The following is an 18,672-nucleotide window of genomic DNA, read 5'->3' as shown; positions in this document are numbered from 1 at the left end:
TCGTAGGCATTCTGGATTTCCTGGCTGCGCTCCTTGGCCAATTCGACCATGGAATCCGGCAGGCCCTTGGCGATCAGCTTGTCCGGGTGATGCTCGCTCATCAGCTTGCGATAGGCGCGCTTGACCTCGGCATCGCTCGCCGTACGCGTCACGCCCAGCGCCTGGTAGGCATTCTCCAGTGCCGCGGCGGTGGTCGGCGCACCCGGCCCGCGCTGGTAATGCCCCGCCAGCAGGGCCTCCAGACGGGCAAAGTCAACATCCGACACGCCCAGGGCGTGGGCGATGCGCAGCAAGGCCTCGCGCTCGGCCGGGGCGATCTGACCGTCGGCGAACGCCGCCTGGATCTGTATCTCCAGGAACACGCGCAGCAGCGTCGGCTGTCTGCCGCAGACGCGCACGAACCGCCGGATGCTCTCGTCCGGGTCGAAGTCGCGTGCCTTGCCGCGACTGAACGCCTCGATCGCCTTCTTCCGGCGCGCCTTGGTCAGGCGCATCTGCGTCATGATCTGTTCGGTGGCGCGGATCTCCGCCTTCGTCACCTGCCCGTCGGCCTTGCAGACATACCCCAACACGGTGAAGGTCGTGTCGAAGAAGGTCTGCTGCACCTGGAGCAACTGCCCGCCGACCCGTTTCAGCCGACCGAAAAAACGATCCACGAAGTGCCCGAGCAACAACCCGACCCCCGCCCCGATCCAGCCGAAGATCCAGTAGCCGACCCCGGCTCCCAGCCCTTTTCCTATCCAGGACATGCAAGTATCCGTCAATGAACCCGGGGTGCAGTTTGCCAAATTCCACCGCCGGCGGGGGCATGTCAGCGACCCGGTCGCGTCAACCGCATCGCGAACAGCCAGCCGAACACCACCAGGAGCCACACGGCGAACCAGGCATTCAGCCCGCCGACGACCAGCCCCATGCCCAGGGTTCCGGCGGCGAGCACGTAGTACCCGAGCGGATTGAGCGCCCGCCGGATCAGGTCGCCCTCTCTCCCGACCAGCCCCACCGTCGCCGAGGCGGCAACGACGTTATGGACGCAGACCATGTTCCCGGCCGCGCCACCCACCACCTGCAGTGCAACCACCCACGCCGCACCGTCGGCACCGAGTCCGATCGACTCGGCCGACGCAAACTGGAACAAGGAGAACATCATGTTGCTGATGGTGGCCGAGCCGGCCATGAACGAGCCAGTGGCACCGATCAGCGGAGCGAACACCGGCCAGAACGGGCCGGCCAGCCACGAAACGCCCTCGGCCAGGACCAGCGGCATGCTCGGATGGGGTGAAGCCTGCCCCGAGTGAATGAACACCTGCACCATGGGAACGGCAAAGGCCAGCGCCAGGCTCGCGGAGAACAGCACCCGTCCGGACTGCCTCCATGCCCGAAGATACGCGCCGGGCCGGCGGTGCATGCGGTGGAGGAAGAAAGTCAGCAGAGATACCAGAAGCAACACGAAACCCGGCAGGTAGAACGGCTGTGCCGAGGTATCGACCTCCGTGCCGAAGATCCCCGACCACTGCAGGGTGAGGGCCGGGGATTGCAACCAGTCACGCAAGGGCGTGACCGACCGGCTGAGCACCAGCAGGAGGACCACCAGGACGTAGGGAAGCCAGGCCAGCCAGAGCGACATCCGCCGCCCCGTCGGGACGGATTGAAGCTCGTCCTGAATCGAACTGATCCAGCTCGGCTCCCACCGCTCACGCGGCTCGAACTCGAATACCTGCCGGGGCACGAAAAGGCCGCGCCGCGCGGCCGTCACCACCACCAACAGCCCGACCATCCCACCCACCAGTGACGGGAATTCGGGCCCCAGCCAGACCGCGACGGCAAGGTGCGGGAGTGTGAAGGCCAGCCCGGCAAACAGCGCGAATCGCCACGCGGCCAATCCCTCGCGGAACGAGCGCGCGGCACCGAAGTAGCGGGTCAGCACTGCCACCATGATCAGCGGCATCATCACGCCAACCAGCGTGTTGATCACCGCGGCATACAGCGTGACCTGATCGAGGAAATCGGGGAACAGGGGCGATTCGAGCACCGCCTCCACCGACGGATGCCCGGCGAGCCCCGCGTTCACCCCGACGAGGACCGGCGTACCCACCGCCCCGAATGACACGGGCGTGGACTGGACGATCAGCGCCGCGAGCACCGCGGCCATGGCGGGGAAGCCAATCGCCACCAGCAAGGGGGCCGCGATCGCAGCCGGGGTACCAAATCCGGCGGCCCCCTCCAGGAGGCCACCGAACAACCAAGCCACGATGATCGCCTGAACACGTCGATCGGGCGAAATGGTCGTGAATCCCGCACGGATCGACTCGATCGCGCCCGACTCGCGCAAGGTATAGAGCAACAGGATGGCACCGAAGACGATGGTCAGGATATTCAATGCCGTCACTACGCCATGCACGCTGGCTGCGGCAGCGACGACCGGTTCCGTGCCCCAGACGACAAGCGAAAGAATCACCGTCACCAACCACGCCACCGGCATCGCCTGCCAGGCCGGCCAGCGACGCACCACGAGGAGCCCGAAGATCGTCACCAGCGGCAACAGGGCCAATACGAACAACGCACCCAACGGCATCCTGGCGTTCCCTCCCGGTCATCCCTCTCATCCCGACGGTGTCTTCGCCCAGAGGGTGTGGTGTATAGCAGCCCGGCGACGCTCTCCGCCAGCGGTCGGCGACCAATGCGACACCCGCAAGACCCACTGGGCGAGCCTGGCAAGGTACACTTCGCCCACGCCCACCCACGTCCTGGCCATGCGGCCCGCGACGACATGTCGCATTCAGCAGGGAGAAGCCACCATGGGAACCGAAACCTGGATCGTGATCGCGCTGGTCGTGATCGCCATCGTCTACGTGATCTACGTCTACAACAAGTTGACGTCCTTCCAGACGCAGTACGAGAACGGCTTCGCGCAGATCGAAACCCAACTCAAGCGTCGCCACGACCTGATCCCCAACCTGGTCAACACCGCCAAGGGTTACCTGGACCACGAGGCCTCGGTCCTCAAGGAGGTCACCGAGGCGCGCGCCGCGGCAGAAAAGGCGGTCGACGCCGCGCACGACCGCCCGGGCAACCCGGAGACCATGGACCTGCTCTCGCGCGCCGAATCGGCTCTCACCAGCGGACTGGGTCGGCTCAACGCCACCTTCGAGGCCTACCCGGACCTCAAGGCGGACGCCAACATGCGCCAGCTCGCCGAGGAACTGGCCACCACCGAGAACCGGGTCGCCTACGCCCGCCAGGCCTACAACGACCTCGTCCAGAAGTACAACGAGTACCGCCGCTCCTTCCCGCCGGTGGTCGTCGGCAAGTTCGTCGGCCACGGCGAGGACGCCCAGCTGCTCGAGTTCGAGGACAGCGAGGCCATCCAGAAAGCGCCTGACGTCAGCTTCTGAGCCGATCGGTCATGGATTTTCGCGAACAGCAGGATCTGGCGCGACGCCAGACGCGGGTGCTGGTGGTCCTCTACGTGCTGCTTCTGATCGCCGCCGCGGCCGCCGTGGGCGGACTGATCTGGCTCGCGTTGACGCTCGGTGAGCAGGCCCAGGCGAACCAGGGGGTCGGCACGTCCACGATGCCGGCCGAGGCCACCTGGCAGTCCTTCGCCTGGGCGGCGGGTCTGACCGGCGGCGGCATTCTCCTGGTCACCCTGTTCCGCTGGTTCACCCGCTCGGACGGCGCCAAGGTCGCCCAGTCGCTGGGTGGGCGCGAGCTGACCGGCGCGGGAGAGACCAACCTCACCCCGGCCGAACGCCAGTACCTCAACATCGTCGACGAGATGGCGATCGCCTCGGCCCTGCCCCGACCGCGGGTGTTCGTGCTCGACCGGGAGGCCGGCATCAACGCCTTTGCCGCCGGCACCAGGCCGGAGAACGCCGCGGTGGCCGTGACCCAGGGGGCACTGGACAACCTCAGCCGCGACGAGCTGGCCGGCGTGGTGGCCCACGAGTTCGGCCACATCGCCAACAGCGACATCAAGCTGTCGGTGCGCGTGGCGGCGATGGTGTTCGGCTTTACCTTCCTGTTCTTCGTCGCCCGCTGGTGGTTCCACGTCGGCGTGGGGCCGGGCCGGAAGGACGCTCGCCTGCGCATCGCCATGCTGGTCGGTGCGGCGGCCATCGCCCTGGTGGGTCTGCTGACCGTGTTCTTCGGCCGCATCCTGCAGGCGGCGGTCAGCCGCCAGCGCGAGTTCCTCGCCGATGCCTCCGCCGTGCAGTTCACCCGCTACCCCGACGGCCTGAAGAGCGCCTTCGAGAAGCTCAAGGACGGCGCCTCCTCGCGGGTGGAATCAGACGCCGCCGCGGAGATGAACCACGCCTTCCTGTTCCGAGCCGGCGGCGCCCGCCTGTTCGACACCCACCCGCCGCTAGAGGAACGCATCCGCCGGCTGGAAGGCCAGCCATCACCGCAGGAGCGGCCTTAGCCGCGAAACGCAGGGGCGGCAACACCTGTCGACCGTGTCTCCAGGCGATTCTGCGGGGTACAGCCGCCAAGCGATCGGAGAGTGGAATGCGGCGAACTCGTCAGACAAACCCGGCCGTCAGTCGCCAGGATCGTCGAGACGGCAACGAGTCACCCGCGCACCAACACCGCCCCGTCGGGCACATCCCGCTCGATATCGCTACAGTTGTCCGGCTCGGGCTGGTCGTCGGGCTCGCGATCCGGGTACCAGAGGCGGCATTCGCCGGCTGGCGGCATTTCACTGGCCGGCACGGTCACCGGGTCGAGTGAAGTGTCCCCGCCCGGGTGAATGATCACCATGCGCTGGTCGCCCTCCGGGGACGTGGTGGCACAACCGCCCAGAACGAGCAGGCCGGAAGCGACCGTGGGCAGCAAAAGCCTGCGTATTTTCCCGACTGGATTCATCGTGTCGTCTCCCGGTTTTCGGCGCGGGCGAAATACTCGCGCGTGATCGCGAACACGGTACCGGACAAGGCAATCAGCGCAATCAGGTTCGGGATGGCCATCAGGGCGTTGAGGATGTCGGCCACCAGCCAGATCAGTTCGAGGTTGGCGATCGCGCCGATGAACAGCGCGCCCACCCAGACGTAGCGATACGGCTTGATCACCTTCACGCCGAACAGATATTCGGCGCTGCGCTCGCCGTAATAGCTCCAGGCCACGATGGTACTGAAGGCGAACAGCACCATCCCGGCGGTGACCACCCAGTTGCCGCCGCCGAGGCTCTCGGCAAAGGCCGCCGAGGTCAGCGCCGCGCCGCTCTCGCCGGTGGTCCAGACGCCGGAGAGCACGATCACCAGCGCGGTCATGGTGCAGATGATGATGGTGTCGATGAAGGTGCCGAGCATGGCGATGGTGCCCTGGCGGACCGGGTCGTTGGTCTGGGCCGCGGCGTGGGCGATCGGCGCGGAACCGAGACCGGCCTCGTTGGAGAAGATGCCGCGGGCCACGCCGAAGCGGATGGCTGCCCAGACCGCCGCCCCGGCGAAGCCGCCGGTGGCCGCTGTGCCGGTGAAGGCGTCACTGACGATCTGCGCGAGTGCCGCCGGCACGTCCGCGATGTTCAGCAGGATGATCACCAGCGCGAAACCGACGTAGAGGATCGCCATCGACGGCACCAGGTATTCGGCCAGATGCGCGATGCGGCGGATGCCGCCGATGATCACCACGAACACAAGAGCGGCCAGCACCAGCCCGGTGGCCCAGTGGGGGATGGCGAGGTTGGAGTCGAGCACGTCGGCCACGGAATTGGCCTGCACGGTGTTGCCGATGCCGAAGGCGGCGATCATGGCGAACAGGGCGAAGGCCGCACCCAGCCACTTCCACTTCGCGCCCATGCCGTTCTTGATGTAGTACATCGGCCCGCCCACAAAGCGACCGCGTTCGTCGACCTCGCGGTAGCGCACCGCCAGGACGGCCTCCGAGTACTTGGTCGCCATGCCCACCAGCGCGGTCAGCCACATCCAGAAGATCGCGCCGGGCCCGCCCAGGGCGATCGCCGTGGCCACCCCGGCGATGTTGCCGGTGCCGATGGTTGCCGAGAGCGCCGTGGCCAGCGCCTGGAAGGGCGTGATGTCACCGCGATCGTCCTTGCCCACGTGTCGCCCACGGAACAGCTGGCGAAAGCCGTAACCGATCCGCCGGATCGGCATGCCGCGCAGCCCGGCGGTCAGGTACATCCCGGTGCCGAGCAACAGGGCCAGCATCACCGGCCCCCAGACGAATCCACTGATGCTGCCAAGAAACTCGGTCACTGCGTCCATCGTGTCTGCTCACTCCCTTTGGTGATTCGCGTAGGTGGTTCGCGCGCAACAGTTGCAAACACTAACCGGTTTTCCCGCCGACATGCCAGCGCGGCAGGCGTCGATCCGCGGGTTTCCCGGTCACGGTCGCGTGCTAGTCTCGGTGTCATCGTCACACGGACTCGAGAGACACTCATGGCCGACGCGCCTACCCGGCTGGATGCCGACCAGCTATATCGCCCCTGCCACCCGGGCTCGTTGCCGTTCGAGACCACCGCCGAGCTCGAACCACCATCCGCCCCGCCGGGACAGGAACGGGCGCTGGAGGCGCTTTCGTTCGGCACCGAGATCGGTGACGGAGGCTTCAATCTCTACGCACTGGGCGCGACCGGCAGCGGCAAGTACGCGGTGGTGCGCGACTTCCTCGAAGGGCGCGCCCGACGCGACGCGCCGCCGCCCAGCTGGGCCTACGTCTACAACTTCGACGACCCGGACAAGCCACGCCTGCTGAAACTGCCCGCCCGAGCCGGCCGCGACCTGCAGGCGGATCTGGAGCACCTGGTCGACGAGTTCCGTACCGCCATCCCGGCGGTCTTCGAGAGCGACGAGTACCACAACCGCATCCAGGAACTGCGCGAGACCTACAAGCGCCGCCAGCACGAGGCGATCGCCGCGATCAGCAAGGAGGCCGAGGAGCGCCACGTGGCGATGGTGAGTACGCCCAACGGCTTCACCCTCGGCCCGTACCGCGACGGCAAGATCCTCGACCCGGAGGCATTCGGCAAGTTGCCCGAGGAAGAGCAGAAGGCCTGGCAGGCAGCCATCGACGAGCTCGAGGCCAAGCTCAAGCAGGTGCTCCAGCAGATCCCGAAATGGCAGAAGGAGGCGGGCGAACGACTGCAGGCGCTCAACGAGGAGATGATGCGCGTGGCCGTGGGCCAGCAGCTGCAGGCGCTCGAGGATCGCTGGGCGCACCTGCTCGACGTGACCCGGTTTCTCGGCGCCATCCGCGACGACCTCATCTCGCACGTCAATGACCTCGAGGACGACAGCAGCACGGTCCCCGAGGAAATCCTCAACCAGTACCAGATCAACCTGATCGTCGACAACGCCGAGCTTCACGGCGCGCCGGTGATCTACGAGGACCTGCCGACGCACGCACGCCTGATCGGGCGCATCGAGCACTACTTCCGGGAAGGTGCCCTGCTCACCGACTTCCGCCTGATCCGCGCCGGTGCCCTGCACCGGGCCAACGGCGGCTACCTGATCCTGCATGCCCGCCAGATCCTGATGCAGCCTTTCGCCTGGGAAACCCTCAAGCGGGCGATCTACGGCAAGCAGGTGCGCATCGAATCACTCGAACAGCTCTACGCGGTGTTCACCACGATCACGCTCGAACCCGACCCGATCCCGCTGGACGTCAAGGTGGTCCTGATCGGCGACCGCCTGCTCTACTACCTGCTGGCCGAGTACGACCCCGACTTCGCCAAGCTGTTCAAGGTGCAGGCGGACTTCGAGGACACGCTGCCACGCCAGGCGGAAAACGAACTCGACTACGCCCGCACGCTGGCCGCGATCGCCCGGCGTGACCGCCTGCGGCCACTGGACCGAGGCGCGGTCGCCCGCAGCATCGAGCACGCCAGCCGCCTGGCCGACGATCGCGACAAGCTCGCCGCCGGGACCCGTCCGTTGGCCGACCTGCTCGCCGAGGCCAACTACCTTGCCGGCGCCAGTCATGCCGAGCATATCGGCGCCCACCACGTCGAGGCGGCCATCCGCGCCCAGGAACGACGCGCCGAGCGACTGCGCGAACGGGCGGTCGAGGCGATCCTGCGCGGCACCCTGAACGTACCGACGCAGGGCGAACGCATCGGCGCGATCAACGGCCTGGCGGTAAGCGAGCTGGGTGGCTTTCGCTTCGGCCTGCCCACGCGCATCACGGCCACCGCCCGGCCGGGGCGCGGCCAGGTGGTCGACATCGAGCGCGAGGCAAAGCTCGGCGGGAACATCCACGCCAAGGCGGTGATGATCCTTTCGCGCTATCTTGGCAGCCGCTACGCCCCCGACGGTGAGCTTTCCCTGTCGGCCAGCCTCGCCTTCGAACAGATGTACGGTTCGGTCGATGGCGATTCGGCGTCGGTGGCCGAGGTGGCCGCGCTGGTCTCGGCGATCGCCCGGGCACCCATCCGCCAGTCGCTGGCCGTGACCGGCTCGATCAACCAGCTCGGCGAGGTGCAGGCCATCGGCGGCGTCAACGAGAAGATCGAGGGCTTCTTTCGCATCTGCCGCGACCGGGGCCTGGACGGCTCGCACGGGGTGATCATCCCGGCGAGCAACCGGCCGCACCTGATGCTCGACCAGGCGGTGCGCAGCGCGGTCGGCGCCGGCCGATTCGCCATCCACGCGGTCGACCGGGTCGATCAGGCGCTTGCCCTGCTCACCGGGCTCGAGTCCGGCGAGGCCGATGCCAATGGCGCGTTCCCCGCCGACAGCCTGAATCGTCGGGTGACCGACCGCCTGGCGCGCTTCGCCCGTGCCACCCGGCATGACCGTGATCACGAACACCGGGATCCCGACGGGGCCGGTCCGGGATGACCGCGCCGCATGTCCTGGTGCTGATCGACGCCTCGCCGGCCAGTCGCATGGCCTTGGCCAGCGCGGCCCGGCTGGCCCGGCAGCAGCACGGCGAACTGATCGCGCTGTTCGTCGAGGACCAGGACCTGCACGCCTCCGCCGGCCACCCCTTCACCCGCGAGATCAGCAGGCTGTCGGGTGAATCGCGCCCCTTCGACCGCGAAACGCTGCTCACGCGTCTCGCCCAGCAACGTCACCAGATCGAGGCGATGCTGAGCGAACTCGACCGCGACACCCCGCTGCGCTGGCACCTGGAGGTCGTCGCCGGCCCCGTGTTCGAAAGCGTCCGTGCCGCGGCCGAGACGGCCGACTGGGTCGTGCTGGGCAAGGCGGGCTGGTCGGCCGGCCACGGGGCCCGACTGGGCTCGGTGGCCCGTCGGCTGCTCGAAAGCGGCGGCAATCGTCTGTTCCTGTGGCAGGCCATTGACCACGAATCCCATCGGTGGCGCGGATCGGAACAGCGCCTGTCCCGGCTACGCGGGCCGTCACGGCCCACCGCTCCGCCATCCGCCGACCAACAGGCCGCGGTCGTTGGCCTGCTGCTCTCGCAGCGGACCGCGGAAGCCGTCGTCCAGACGGCCGAGATCATCGCCACAGTGACCGATCGCCCCTGCCACCTGTTCCTGCTCACCGGCATCGACCCGGCCACCCTGCCCTCGCTGACCGCCTGGCGGCAGGCGGGCGATCCGCCGCTGATCGTCGAATTGATCGAGGCCGCTCCCGAGCGGCACGACTCATCCGTCGATCCGGCCCTGTTCCGCAATCTGCAACAGACCGCGGCCTCGGTGGTGGTGCTGTCCGATGACGCCGGCGCCGTGCTCGGCCGTCCTCTGACCGACCTGATCGCCGACATCCCCGCGCCCGTGATCCGGGTCCCGTCGCCACCGGCATGATCGGGCACTGACCCGACGGGCATCGTGGTAGGATTCCGGGTCGTCGAGATACCTTTTCCGACCACTCGACGCGTTGTCCCCACCCTTGGAGCTCCCATGACGTCCAACCCCTCTCTCGCCCGCTTCCTGGTCCTGCTCGCCGTCAGTGCGTTGCTCGCCGTGATGCTCAGCTCGCCGGCCGAGGCCAAGCGCCTCGGCGGCGGCAAGAGCTTCGGCTTTCAGGGGCAGAAAAGCTCCCAGACCACCAGCCAGCGGCAGGCCAACACCGACCAGAAAGCGGCCACCCGCAGCACCGGTGCCGGCCTGGGTGGCATGCTCGCCGGGCTGGCCGCCGGGGGCCTGCTGGCATGGATGTTCATGGGCGGGGCCTTCGAGGGACTCCAGCCAATGGACTTCCTCGTCATCCTGCTGCTGGCCGTCGGCGCGTTCTTCCTGATCCGTCACCTGCGTGGCGGGGCCGGCGGGATGGCGCGTGGCCGGCCGGCCTATGCCGGGACGAATGACACTGCCCCCTCGGCGGGCGAACCGTTTGGCCAGGCCCGGCAGGGCCGCGAGGAAGACGCGCGGCCGAGTATCGGTAGCCAGACCCCCCGCCCGGGCTCGCTAATGGACGAGTTCGGTTTCGGTGGCGGACAGGCAGGCCAGCCGGCCTACCAGCCGCCGAGCTGGTTCGACGAGACGCGTTTCCTCGGTGCCGCGCGTACGCACTTCACCAACCTGCAGCTCGCCTGGGACGGCAACCGCATGGAAGAGATCCGCGAGTTCGTCACCCCCGAGCTGTTCCGTGAACTGGTTCGCGAGCGGGCGGCAATTGGTGATGCCGAGAACGTCACCGAGGTGCTCGAGCTGGACGCCACGCTCGAGGAGCTTGGCGAGGACGGTCGCGATCTGGTCGCCGCCGTGCGTTTCACCGGCCTTGTACGCGAGGCACGCGACACCACGGCCACGCCGCTGGACGAGACCTGGCTGGTCATCCGCAACCTCGACGACGAGAACGCCAACTGGCTGATCGCGGGGATTCGCCAGAACGGCTGACCGAACGCAACGGTCGAGACAGGCGATCGAAAAAACGAACCCCGCGGATCTCCTGATCCGCGGGGTTCTTTCTTGTCGGTGCGGCGAGCTCCGCTCAGGTAAAGAACGATTCCTTGGCCAGCGCCCTCATGACATCGGTGACGTTAGCCTCGTCGTTCCTGACAACGGCGACCATGCTGTTTACACCGCAGACAGTGCGCTGCTCGCCGTGGACGATCCAGCCGTTGGCCGGCGTCCACCCGGGATCGTTGATGAACAGGGCCAACAGGTCGGCGTGCGCGTGGGTCAGCCGCTTGAAGTCCAGGGCCAGTCGGGTCATCCGTCGGGCCTCCTCTCCCTCGAGCGCACCGTGAACCTGCCACGGCTCACCGGTCTCCTCGCGGAAGTGAGCCACCGTCTCGACACCATCGAGGTTCAGCAATTCCTTAAGCATGGCATCATCCTCACTCTCCCAAGGCCTTGAAGGCGGCGTCGTAGTCGGCATGCTTGTTCTCCAGCACGACCGCCTGTCGGTCACGCGCCACGGCGGACCAGTCGAGTCCCACGAACGTGAAGCCGTTGACGGGGTAGAAACCGGTCAGGTCGCTCATGCCTTCCCAACCACGCGCCTGCATGGCGGCGATGGCCATGTTGGCGATGCACAGGTGACCGAGGAGGTCGAGCGTATCCTGATCGATGGCGGTTTCCTTCGAGATCACGGAGTCCACCAACTGGCCATCGTCGCCAAATCGGAAGGCCGCGATTGCGCCGGGCATCGAACTGAGGGTGTTGAGATCAGCCATGGTCTTTCCTCCAGGTTTCGGCAGGCCTGCACGCCGCAGGTCTCACATCAGGATGAGGTCGTCGGACGCGTCGGCAAGCCGTTCTCGCATCAACCCGAGAATCTGTGTCAGCGAGGCACGGTCGTTGTCGTAAATGCAGTAGACATGGGACATGACGCAGACGCTGCGCCCTTCCCCGTGAACCACCCAGCCCTTGGCACGCTCGAATCCGCAGCGTCCGGCTCCGGGTTGGCACACCTTGGAGAAGAGCGCGAGCATGTCCCCCTCCATTCTCACAGCGGCCATGTTCGACCTTGCCAGGGCGGTGACCAGACGGGTTTCATCGCTTGAGAGGTCGCCCTTGTGGGCGTAGTACTGGTCACCCCGGTAAGCAAAATCCCCTGCCGCCAGAACGCCCGGGAGTTCCATCAGATCCGTTACAAGACTCATGATCCCTGCTCCCCGAATTGGATACCTTTCACTTCTTTATTTAGCAGCGAGTATCCATCGGCGCGATAGCGTTTTCATTCCTTGCATAACGCCTATTTATTGACCCGGACGCGCGTCACAGGAGATTCCGCGGTATCCGTCGATTCCAGTTTCGGGAGAATATCCGCACGTCACCTTCCCAGGCATCCAGTTCGGCCCGAAGCAGGAACTCGGTCGGCGTGGATGTCAGGTGCGTGTATGTCCGAACGGTGACCCGCCAGTCGCCCCGCCGGAACTCCTTCCGGGTCGCCGTCTCCCCGGAGACCGATCCGAAGTCGGCCCCCTGGCTTCGATACCACTCGTTGATCACCGAGCGAATGGTCAGGCCGAGGTCCTCGACCAACCAGCGGCCATCGTCCTTGATGACCTCCAGTTCGGAGCTGTCCGCCGCGAGATCCCGGTGCACCAGCCAGTTGTGATGTTCCGGCTCGATCATTGTCCTGTGCATGGCCGGCGCGCCCTCGGGCATGCCGAAGTCGCACAGGCGCTCGTCGTCGAGCGTGTCCTGCCGACTGGGGAGGAAGAGCGTGCTCTCCACCGGCTCCACGGCAATCTCGACGGGCTCCGGCGGCGGCCAGGCCAGCGGCCAGTACGAGGTGCTGATGGCCAGACGGATGCGATGGCCGGCGGGAAACGATTGCGCCACGTGGTTCATGCGAACCCGCACGACATATCGTTTCCCAGGCTCCAGCGCCTCAGGTACCTCGTCGCTGTTCCGGTGCGTCAGGTTCAGCAGCCCGTAGGCAACTCGCGTGGCGCTGCCGTCCGGCAGCACATCCTCCAGACGCACGCAGACCTGGGCGACGGGCCGATCCGCCGACAGCGCCAGCTCCACCTCGGGGGCACCGAGGATGTTCAGCGGTTCGGACAGAGGATCGGAGGTGTACAGCAGCGCACCGCCATCCTCTTCACGCTGGTCATGGGGCAGGTCGGGTGCGGCGGCGTAGGAACACCACTTCCCGGCGAACAGGCCGAGCGTCAGAGGCGACTGCATGCGGTCGATCGTCGGCTCGATCCCTGCCGGGTTCTCCCCGGGCATCAGGAGGCGATGCCGGGCCATCCGGAGCGGAAGGTCGCGGACGTTGGAAGAGGGCCATTCCTTTTCCACCACCCAGCGCCCCGGGCGGAGCTTGTACTGGGTGGAAGGCGGCACGCTGTCCTGCATCCAGGCGCGGAGCATGGGCTCCCGATCGACCCCGTTGTCCCGTCCCTTGAGCCAGTGGTCGAACCAGCGGACCATCTCCTGGAGAAAGCCGATCGCCGGTCCGGGTTCGCCCATGTGCGGGTACTTGTGTCCCCAGGGACCGACCAGACCCTGCCGGGGGACGTCGAGATGCTCGAGCAGGCGGAAAACGGCATTGGTATAGCCGTCGGTCCAGCCGCTGACCGCCAGGACCGGGCAGCGGATCGCCGCGTAATCCTCGCAGACGGAGGCCCGTTTCCAGAAGTCGTCGCGGCGCTGGTGCCGCAACCATATATCCAGCCAGACCCCGCTCTCGGACAGGCGATCCAGCCACATGTCCCGCCAGCACTCCCCCACGATCGCCGGGTCCGGCGGCAGACTGGTGTGTCCGAACATGGTGGTCGATTCGGAGAGATTGTCCGCCAGCAGGCAACCGCCCATGTAGTGCATGTTGTCGGCGTAGAGATCATCGGTGGCACAGGCGGCCATGATGGCCTTAAGGGCCGGCGGCTGGCGCGCGGCGATCTGCAGGGCATTGAAGCCGCCCCATGAGATGCCGAACATTCCCACATTGCCATCGCACCAGGTCTGTGCCGCCGCCCAGGCGATGGCCACCACGCCGTCGTCCTGCTCCTGGTCGAGATACTGATCGCGCAGCACGCCGTCCGAATCCCCGCTGCCCCGCAGGTCCACTCGCAGGCAGGCATAACCGTGACCGGCAAGATAGGGATGGTTGATCTCGTCTCGGTCGCGCGTGATGTCGCGCTTGCGGTAGGGAATGTACTCGATCAGCGCCGGTACCGGGGCGTCCTCTGCCTCCGCGGGCAGCCAGAGGCGGGCCGCCAGGCGCCCACCGTCCGGAAGGGGGATCCAGACGTTTTCGATGTGGCGGACCGGACAAGGCAACTGATCGGGGTCGACATGGTGCAATGCGGTCTGCGTGGTCACTTCTTCTCTTCCTCGCCATCCGGATGAGATCGATCGGACGTGATCGGCTCGAAGCCAAACGGCAGCAGCCGTTTGGCCTCCTCGAACTTGGCGTTCAGGTCGGAGACGTCGTCGCCACCGATGATGAGCTCGGCCAGTACCCAGCTGTAGGCATCCTGGTCGACCGTCTCGTCGAGCCGAGTGCCCTTTTCGACCTTGATCGAGACCCGCGTGTCTGGCTGAGATTTCCGCAGACGTTCGAGATCCGCCTTGCCCGGCGAGGACACGCAGACGGCGTCACCGGGATCGAAGCGGCGATAGAGAAACTTGGCGGCCATGTCGTAGGGCCCGCCGCCGTGCTCGAATGCCGGCTTGTCGCCGAGAGCCACGTGAATGGCCACCTCGTGATTCGACATCCCGTCGACCATCGCCATCATGCCGCTGTGGGACTGGGAGATACGCGGGTTGAACTCGATCAGGTGAAGCTCGTCGGTGTCCTGGTTCCAGAAGAACTCCACGTTGAAGCAGCCGTTGTCGTAGCCGATGGCTCGGACGAATCGTTCGACGGCTTCTCCCGCCCGTTCCTGCACCCGGAGCGGATGGATGGACGGGTAGCGATAGTCCTTGAAGCTCTTGTGATTCGGGGCGCGAACCATGTCGATCACGCCATGGATGGAGAAATTGCCGTTGCGTATGGATCCCTCCGGCGCCAGTTCCACGCCTTGCAGCATCGCCTCGGCGAGCATGTGATTGCCCCCGACACCACCCAGCCCCGACGTGTCGACGCGATCGAGCACGCGGTTGAACGGCTCGCCGAAGCGGCGGATCTCCCGGCGCGCGATCTCGATCGCCCGGTCGAAATCCTGTTCATTGTTGATGCGAAAGCCGAGAGTCGAGGAATAGCCGCAGACGGGCTTGAGCCAGAAGGGAAAATCGATGTCGACATCGGAGAACGGATCGTCGGAGAAGGGATCCACCGCGCAGAATGGTGGGGTATGCTCGGGCAGGCTGCGCTGCTGTTCCAGGCGCCCCCAGTACTTGTGTGCGCAGCGAAGCACGGCCTCCAATGAGGGCGACGGCAGCTCGAAGGTCTTGCACAGGATCGAGGCGACCGCCGTGACCGGAAAGTCCCAATGACCGATGATCGCATCGACGGGACCATCGAATGCTCGCAGGGCCGCCTCTGCCTTCTCGATCATGCGGTCGACGTCACGCTCGACCCGGACTTCCTCGCGTTCGAGCAGCCCGTGGAAGCGAAATCGATCCCGGTCCGGAATGGTCTCCAGGTCACGACGGTGCTCGTCGTCCAGGCCGATGACAAAGACATTACGACGGCGCGCGGTATTCCCTTTCATGAAAACGACCCCGCCATGCCCCACCCGGAAAAGACCTGCATAGCCGAACCCTCGCTTCAGGTAGCTCTCGATCGAGCTTAGATCCGGGATGGCGAGGGTTCAAACCCGACACGGCCAGCGTCGTTCGACGACGGGGGCATGAACTCCCTCCCCGGAATCCTCATCGCCCCGCCAGGCACTCGACCAACCGCTGCGCATCCCCGGGGGCCTGGGCCTCGGCGTCGTTGTCGAAGTAGCAATGCACGTCCCGGCCTTCGCTCTCCCGGGACCGGATCATCCGCGCCCATTCCTGCAAGGAATCGTCGTCGTAGCTGCCCTGGTAGGGGCCGTCCGGGCCGTGCAGGCGCAGGTAGACGAAATCCGCAGTGGTCCACCGGGGCCCGGTCTGCCCATCGAGATCGAATTCGCAGCAGGCCGCCCCATGGGCCGCCAGCAGGTCGTGGATGGCCGGCGTCCACCAACTCGGATCGCGAAACTCGAAGGCATAGCGATAGCCTCTGGGCAATGACTCCAGAAAGGTGCCCAGCCGATCGACGTTTACCCGCCACCGTGGCGGCAACTGGAACAGGATGGGCCCGAGTCGGTCACCGAGGCGGTCGATGCGCTCGAAGAACCTGACGGTGCTCGATGCCGGGTCCTTGAGCTTTTTCAGGTGGGTGATGTAGCGGCTCGCCTTGACCGCAAAGCGAAATCCTGGCGGCACCGAGTCGCGCCATGATTCGACCGTCTCGATACGGGGCAGACGGTAGAAGGTCGCGTTGATCTCCACGGTAGAGAACCGTCGCGCGTAGAACGACAACCACTCGGCCGCGGGAAGCCCGGACGGGTAGAAGCGCTCCCGCCAGTGTCGGTAGTTCCACCCTGAGGTACCGATGTGCCACGTCATGCCTTGACTCCCGTCGACGACGCGCTGACCAACGCGTTACGCCATCAAGCCTAGACGCCCGCCTTGGCACCTACCTTGAATGCTCATCCCCAGATCCCCAGTGATCGATTCAGGCGGGTCGCTTCCATTGCGGCCAGGCGCCCGATCTCGAGTCAGTGATCGCACGAGGGAGGTGGCATGACACGCATTCATCAGCGCCACACACGGCACATCTCGGACCTGAGACGCTACTGGAAGGTCATGACGCTATCGGAGCGGTTCGAGCAGATCATTGCCGCCATACTCGGGGTAATCGTGGCAGTGGTTATCCTGCTGGCGCTCGGGGAGTTGCTGCGGCTGGTGATCGAGACGCTGGTGCTGCAGCATCAGAACGTGCTCGACCACAGCGTGTTCCAGAAGCTGTTCGGCGCCATCCTGACCTTGCTGATCGCGATGGAATTCCAGCATTCCATCATCAAGGTAATCGAGCGGCGCGAACATATTATCCAGACCAAGATCGTCGTGTTGATCGGCCTGCTCGCACTTGCCCGCAAGTTCATTATTCTCGACACCTCGAGCACCACGCCGATGATGCTGCTGGCACTGTCGTTCGGGGTGCTGGCGCTGGGAGCGGTCTACTGGCTGATCGAGCAACGCGATGTGATCCGGATCGACAAGGAAGGCACGCCGCCGGTAACCGCATCGACCGAAGGGCCCCACCAGGGCAAGACATCTCACCCTCGAGGCGGGGAAGAGGCGTCGCCATGAGGGAAGAAAGCCGTAACCAAGAACGGGGGCTAGCTGGCGAGCGCCTCTCCGGCCCCTTGAGCGATCACCCGGTCACGACCGGCCGACTTGGCGGCATACAGGCGTGAATCCGCCAGTTTCATCAACGGCTCGGCACTGGTCAGCCGATCGTCGGCGGTGCAGGCGACCCCGAGGCTGGCCGTGACCGAGACGGTGTGCCCCGCGATCTCGACCCGGCTCTGCGCCAGCGCGAAGCGGATACGCTCGGCGACCTCCTGGCCATCCTCGATGTCCGAGCCTGGCAGGATGGCGATGAATTCCTCGCCACCGTATCGCATGACCACATCACCCTTGCGCAGCATGTCGCGAATGACGGCCGCCGCGCGAACAAGCACCTTGTCGCCGGCCAGGTGACCGTAGGTATCGTTGAGCCGCTTGAAGTGATCCAGGTCGACGATGATCAGCGACAGCGGCGTCATGTTGCGCTGAATGCGGGCAAGCTCTTCCTCGAGCCGCTTCATGCCGAAGCGACGGTTGTAAAGACCGGTAAGCGGGTCCAGTGCCGCGACCCGCTGGAGATCGTCGTGCAACAGGGCGTTGTTCAGGGCAAGCCCCAGCCCCTGGATCATCAGCGGCAGCAGGCGCGTGGTCTTGTCGCTGAACGGCGAAGCGGCGGCCAGCACCACCCAGCCGAGCAACAGGCCGTGGTGCTTGATCGGCAACAGCAGCACGTCGCTGGGCGTAAAGTGCGAGAGCACCGCATCGACCTTCACCTCGTCCGGCAGATCGTAGCGGCGCACCTCGGCCTGCTCGTGGGCGGCCTGCAACGCCGGGCTCTTGAGGATCGCCTCGGCATCGATCAGTCCCGAGGAGGCCGGGATGGTCCACTCGCCCTGCTTCTCCAGGATGATGGCACCACCGTCGGCCTCGGAATGCTCGATCAGCAGCGACAAGGCCTGCTCGCTGAGATCGTGCAGGTCGAGCTGACTCGAGAGCGTGTTATTGAAGTTCTGGATGCGCTCCTCGACGCGGTGGGCCGCGTGGAGTGCCTGCAGGAGGGCGTTGTAGCTATCGGCCACGTCGCCGAGCTCGTCCTCGGCCTGCTCCTGGAGTTGGCAGACGGACGGGTCGCATTCCGACCAGTCACCCGAGTAGGTAGCCTGATCCATCGCCGATCGCACCTGGCGCATGCGGCCGGTCAGGCGGCGCAACCGGGGTCGGACGATGCGGCTGGCGAGCGCGAAGTTGAGCCCGCCCACGATCAGGCCCGCGGCCAACGTCGTCCCGACAAAGGTCGGCGACAGGGCCAATTCGGCCGACACTCCCAGCTCGACGGCCACCAACGGGAAAATTGCGCCGGTTAGAACCCCAAAGGCCACCATGCCCCAGGCCAGCGCGCGAAAGACATGCTTGGATCGATAGAAACTCATCCCTGTTCCCTGTTTTTGTCGTTCCTTTGACGGCGGACATTAGCATGCCGTGATGGATAAATAACCCCTTGTTTCGCGCGGGAACAAGTCGCTCCGAGGCGGTGAGGCACGCCCTCTTCGGGCCCAACGATCGACCGAGTGGTCTACGCTTCC

The 18,672-nt window shown here is 66.0% G+C and carries 17 protein-coding genes; 6 read left to right on the top strand and 11 right to left on the bottom strand.

All coding sequences use genetic code 11. The features are described 5' to 3' along the window. Together djlA and ACLFRM_RS02195 are read right to left on the bottom strand one after the other, a co-directional pair. The coding region (gene djlA / locus ACLFRM_RS02200) for a co-chaperone DjlA (RefSeq protein ID WP_410754042.1) at positions 1-749 on the bottom strand (749 nt) is incomplete at its 3' end. 62 nt (positions 750-811) lie between these two features. Continuing rightward, positions 812-2,548: an L-lactate permease gene (locus ACLFRM_RS02195; RefSeq protein WP_410754040.1), complete on the bottom strand. Its 1,737-nt coding sequence runs from the start codon at positions 2,546-2,548 to the stop codon at positions 812-814. A gap of 247 nt (positions 2,549-2,795) precedes the next feature. Between ACLFRM_RS02195 and ACLFRM_RS02190 the strand changes: the two genes are divergently transcribed. Together ACLFRM_RS02190 and ACLFRM_RS02185 are read left to right on the top strand one after the other, a co-directional pair. After that, on the top strand, positions 2,796-3,392 hold the full coding sequence (locus ACLFRM_RS02190) for a LemA family protein (RefSeq protein WP_410754038.1): 597 nt from the start codon (positions 2,796-2,798) through the stop codon (positions 3,390-3,392). An 11-nt stretch (positions 3,393-3,403) separates the two neighbouring features. Further along, positions 3,404-4,420, top strand: a complete 1,017-nt coding sequence (locus ACLFRM_RS02185) for a M48 family metallopeptidase (RefSeq protein ID WP_410754036.1) — start codon at positions 3,404-3,406, stop codon at positions 4,418-4,420. 149 nt (positions 4,421-4,569) lie between these two features. On the opposite strand, the gene ACLFRM_RS02180 is transcribed toward ACLFRM_RS02185, so the two are convergent. Together ACLFRM_RS02180 and ACLFRM_RS02175 are read right to left on the bottom strand one after the other, a co-directional pair. After that, entirely contained in the window at positions 4,570-4,863 is a 294-nt protein-coding gene (locus ACLFRM_RS02180) for a hypothetical protein (RefSeq protein ID WP_410754034.1), read from the bottom strand. Beyond that, positions 4,860-6,221 carry an alanine/glycine:cation symporter family protein gene (locus ACLFRM_RS02175; RefSeq protein WP_410754032.1) on the bottom strand — a complete coding sequence of 454 codons (1,362 nt, stop codon included), beginning with the start codon at positions 6,219-6,221 and terminating at the stop codon, positions 4,860-4,862. The genes ACLFRM_RS02180 and ACLFRM_RS02175 overlap by 4 nt, the downstream gene beginning before the upstream one ends. Before the next feature lie 174 nt (positions 6,222-6,395). Here ACLFRM_RS02175 and ACLFRM_RS02170 point away from each other — a divergent pair, with 174 nt between their 5' ends. The 3 genes from ACLFRM_RS02170 to ACLFRM_RS02160 all read left to right on the top strand — a co-directional run bounded on the left by ACLFRM_RS02170 (position 6,396) and on the right by ACLFRM_RS02160 (position 10,762). Next, complete coding sequence (locus tag ACLFRM_RS02170; RefSeq protein ID WP_410754031.1) at positions 6,396-8,795, top strand: Lon protease family protein; 2,400 nt, start codon at positions 6,396-6,398, stop codon at positions 8,793-8,795. After that, positions 8,792-9,727 (top strand): universal stress protein, encoded by a 936-nt coding sequence (locus ACLFRM_RS02165; protein ID WP_410754029.1) that lies wholly within the window; start codon positions 8,792-8,794, stop codon positions 9,725-9,727. Before ACLFRM_RS02170 ends, ACLFRM_RS02165 begins: the two co-directional genes overlap by 4 nt. A 96-nt stretch (positions 9,728-9,823) precedes the next feature. Further along, positions 9,824-10,762: a Tim44 domain-containing protein gene (locus ACLFRM_RS02160; RefSeq protein WP_410754027.1), complete on the top strand. Its 939-nt coding sequence runs from the start codon at positions 9,824-9,826 to the stop codon at positions 10,760-10,762. Positions 10,763-10,856: 94 nt separating this feature from the next. Here ACLFRM_RS02160 and ACLFRM_RS02155 read toward each other — a convergent pair whose 3' ends face one another. From ACLFRM_RS02155 to ACLFRM_RS02130, 6 genes are all read right to left on the bottom strand, one after another. Next, positions 10,857-11,195, bottom strand: a complete 339-nt coding sequence (locus tag ACLFRM_RS02155) for a DUF2173 family protein (protein WP_410754026.1) — start codon at positions 11,193-11,195, stop codon at positions 10,857-10,859. A gap of 10 nt (positions 11,196-11,205) precedes the next feature. Beyond that, positions 11,206-11,544, bottom strand: coding sequence for a DUF2173 family protein (locus tag ACLFRM_RS02150; protein WP_410754024.1), 339 nt, complete (start codon positions 11,542-11,544; stop codon positions 11,206-11,208). 42 nt (positions 11,545-11,586) lie between these two features. After that, the gene (locus ACLFRM_RS02145) at positions 11,587-11,973 is read right to left on the bottom strand and encodes a DUF2173 family protein (protein WP_410754023.1); all 387 of its coding nucleotides are present in this window, start codon (positions 11,971-11,973) and stop codon (positions 11,587-11,589) included. Positions 11,974-12,088: 115 nt separating this feature from the next. After that, positions 12,089-14,101: a CocE/NonD family hydrolase gene (locus ACLFRM_RS02140; protein WP_410754045.1), complete on the bottom strand. Its 2,013-nt coding sequence runs from the start codon at positions 14,099-14,101 to the stop codon at positions 12,089-12,091. Between the two features lie 38 nt (positions 14,102-14,139). After that, a complete protein-coding gene (locus tag ACLFRM_RS02135; RefSeq protein ID WP_410754022.1) occupies positions 14,140-15,477 on the bottom strand; it encodes an acetyl-CoA carboxylase biotin carboxylase subunit family protein in 1,338 nt (445 codons plus the stop codon). Between the two features lie 160 nt (positions 15,478-15,637). Continuing rightward, entirely contained in the window at positions 15,638-16,363 is a 726-nt protein-coding gene (locus tag ACLFRM_RS02130) for a DUF72 domain-containing protein (RefSeq protein ID WP_410754021.1), read from the bottom strand. 177 nt (positions 16,364-16,540) lie between these two features. Between ACLFRM_RS02130 and ACLFRM_RS02125 the strand changes: the two genes are divergently transcribed. Beyond that, positions 16,541-17,110, top strand: coding sequence for a phosphate-starvation-inducible PsiE family protein (locus ACLFRM_RS02125; protein ID WP_410754020.1), 570 nt, complete (start codon positions 16,541-16,543; stop codon positions 17,108-17,110). A 29-nt stretch (positions 17,111-17,139) separates the two neighbouring features. On the opposite strand, the gene ACLFRM_RS02120 is transcribed toward ACLFRM_RS02125, so the two are convergent. After that, positions 17,140-18,519 (bottom strand): diguanylate cyclase, encoded by a 1,380-nt coding sequence (locus ACLFRM_RS02120; protein WP_410754019.1) that lies wholly within the window; start codon positions 18,517-18,519, stop codon positions 17,140-17,142. Positions 18,520-18,672 lie beyond the last annotated feature (153 nt).

The sequence above is a fragment of the Guyparkeria sp. genome (genome assembly GCF_046540515.1).
In the GTDB taxonomy this organism is placed as follows: Bacteria; Pseudomonadota; Gammaproteobacteria; order Halothiobacillales; family Halothiobacillaceae; genus Guyparkeria.
The sequence above is the reverse complement of the archived record's forward strand: the minus strand, read 5'-3'. Positions and strand labels throughout refer to the sequence as shown.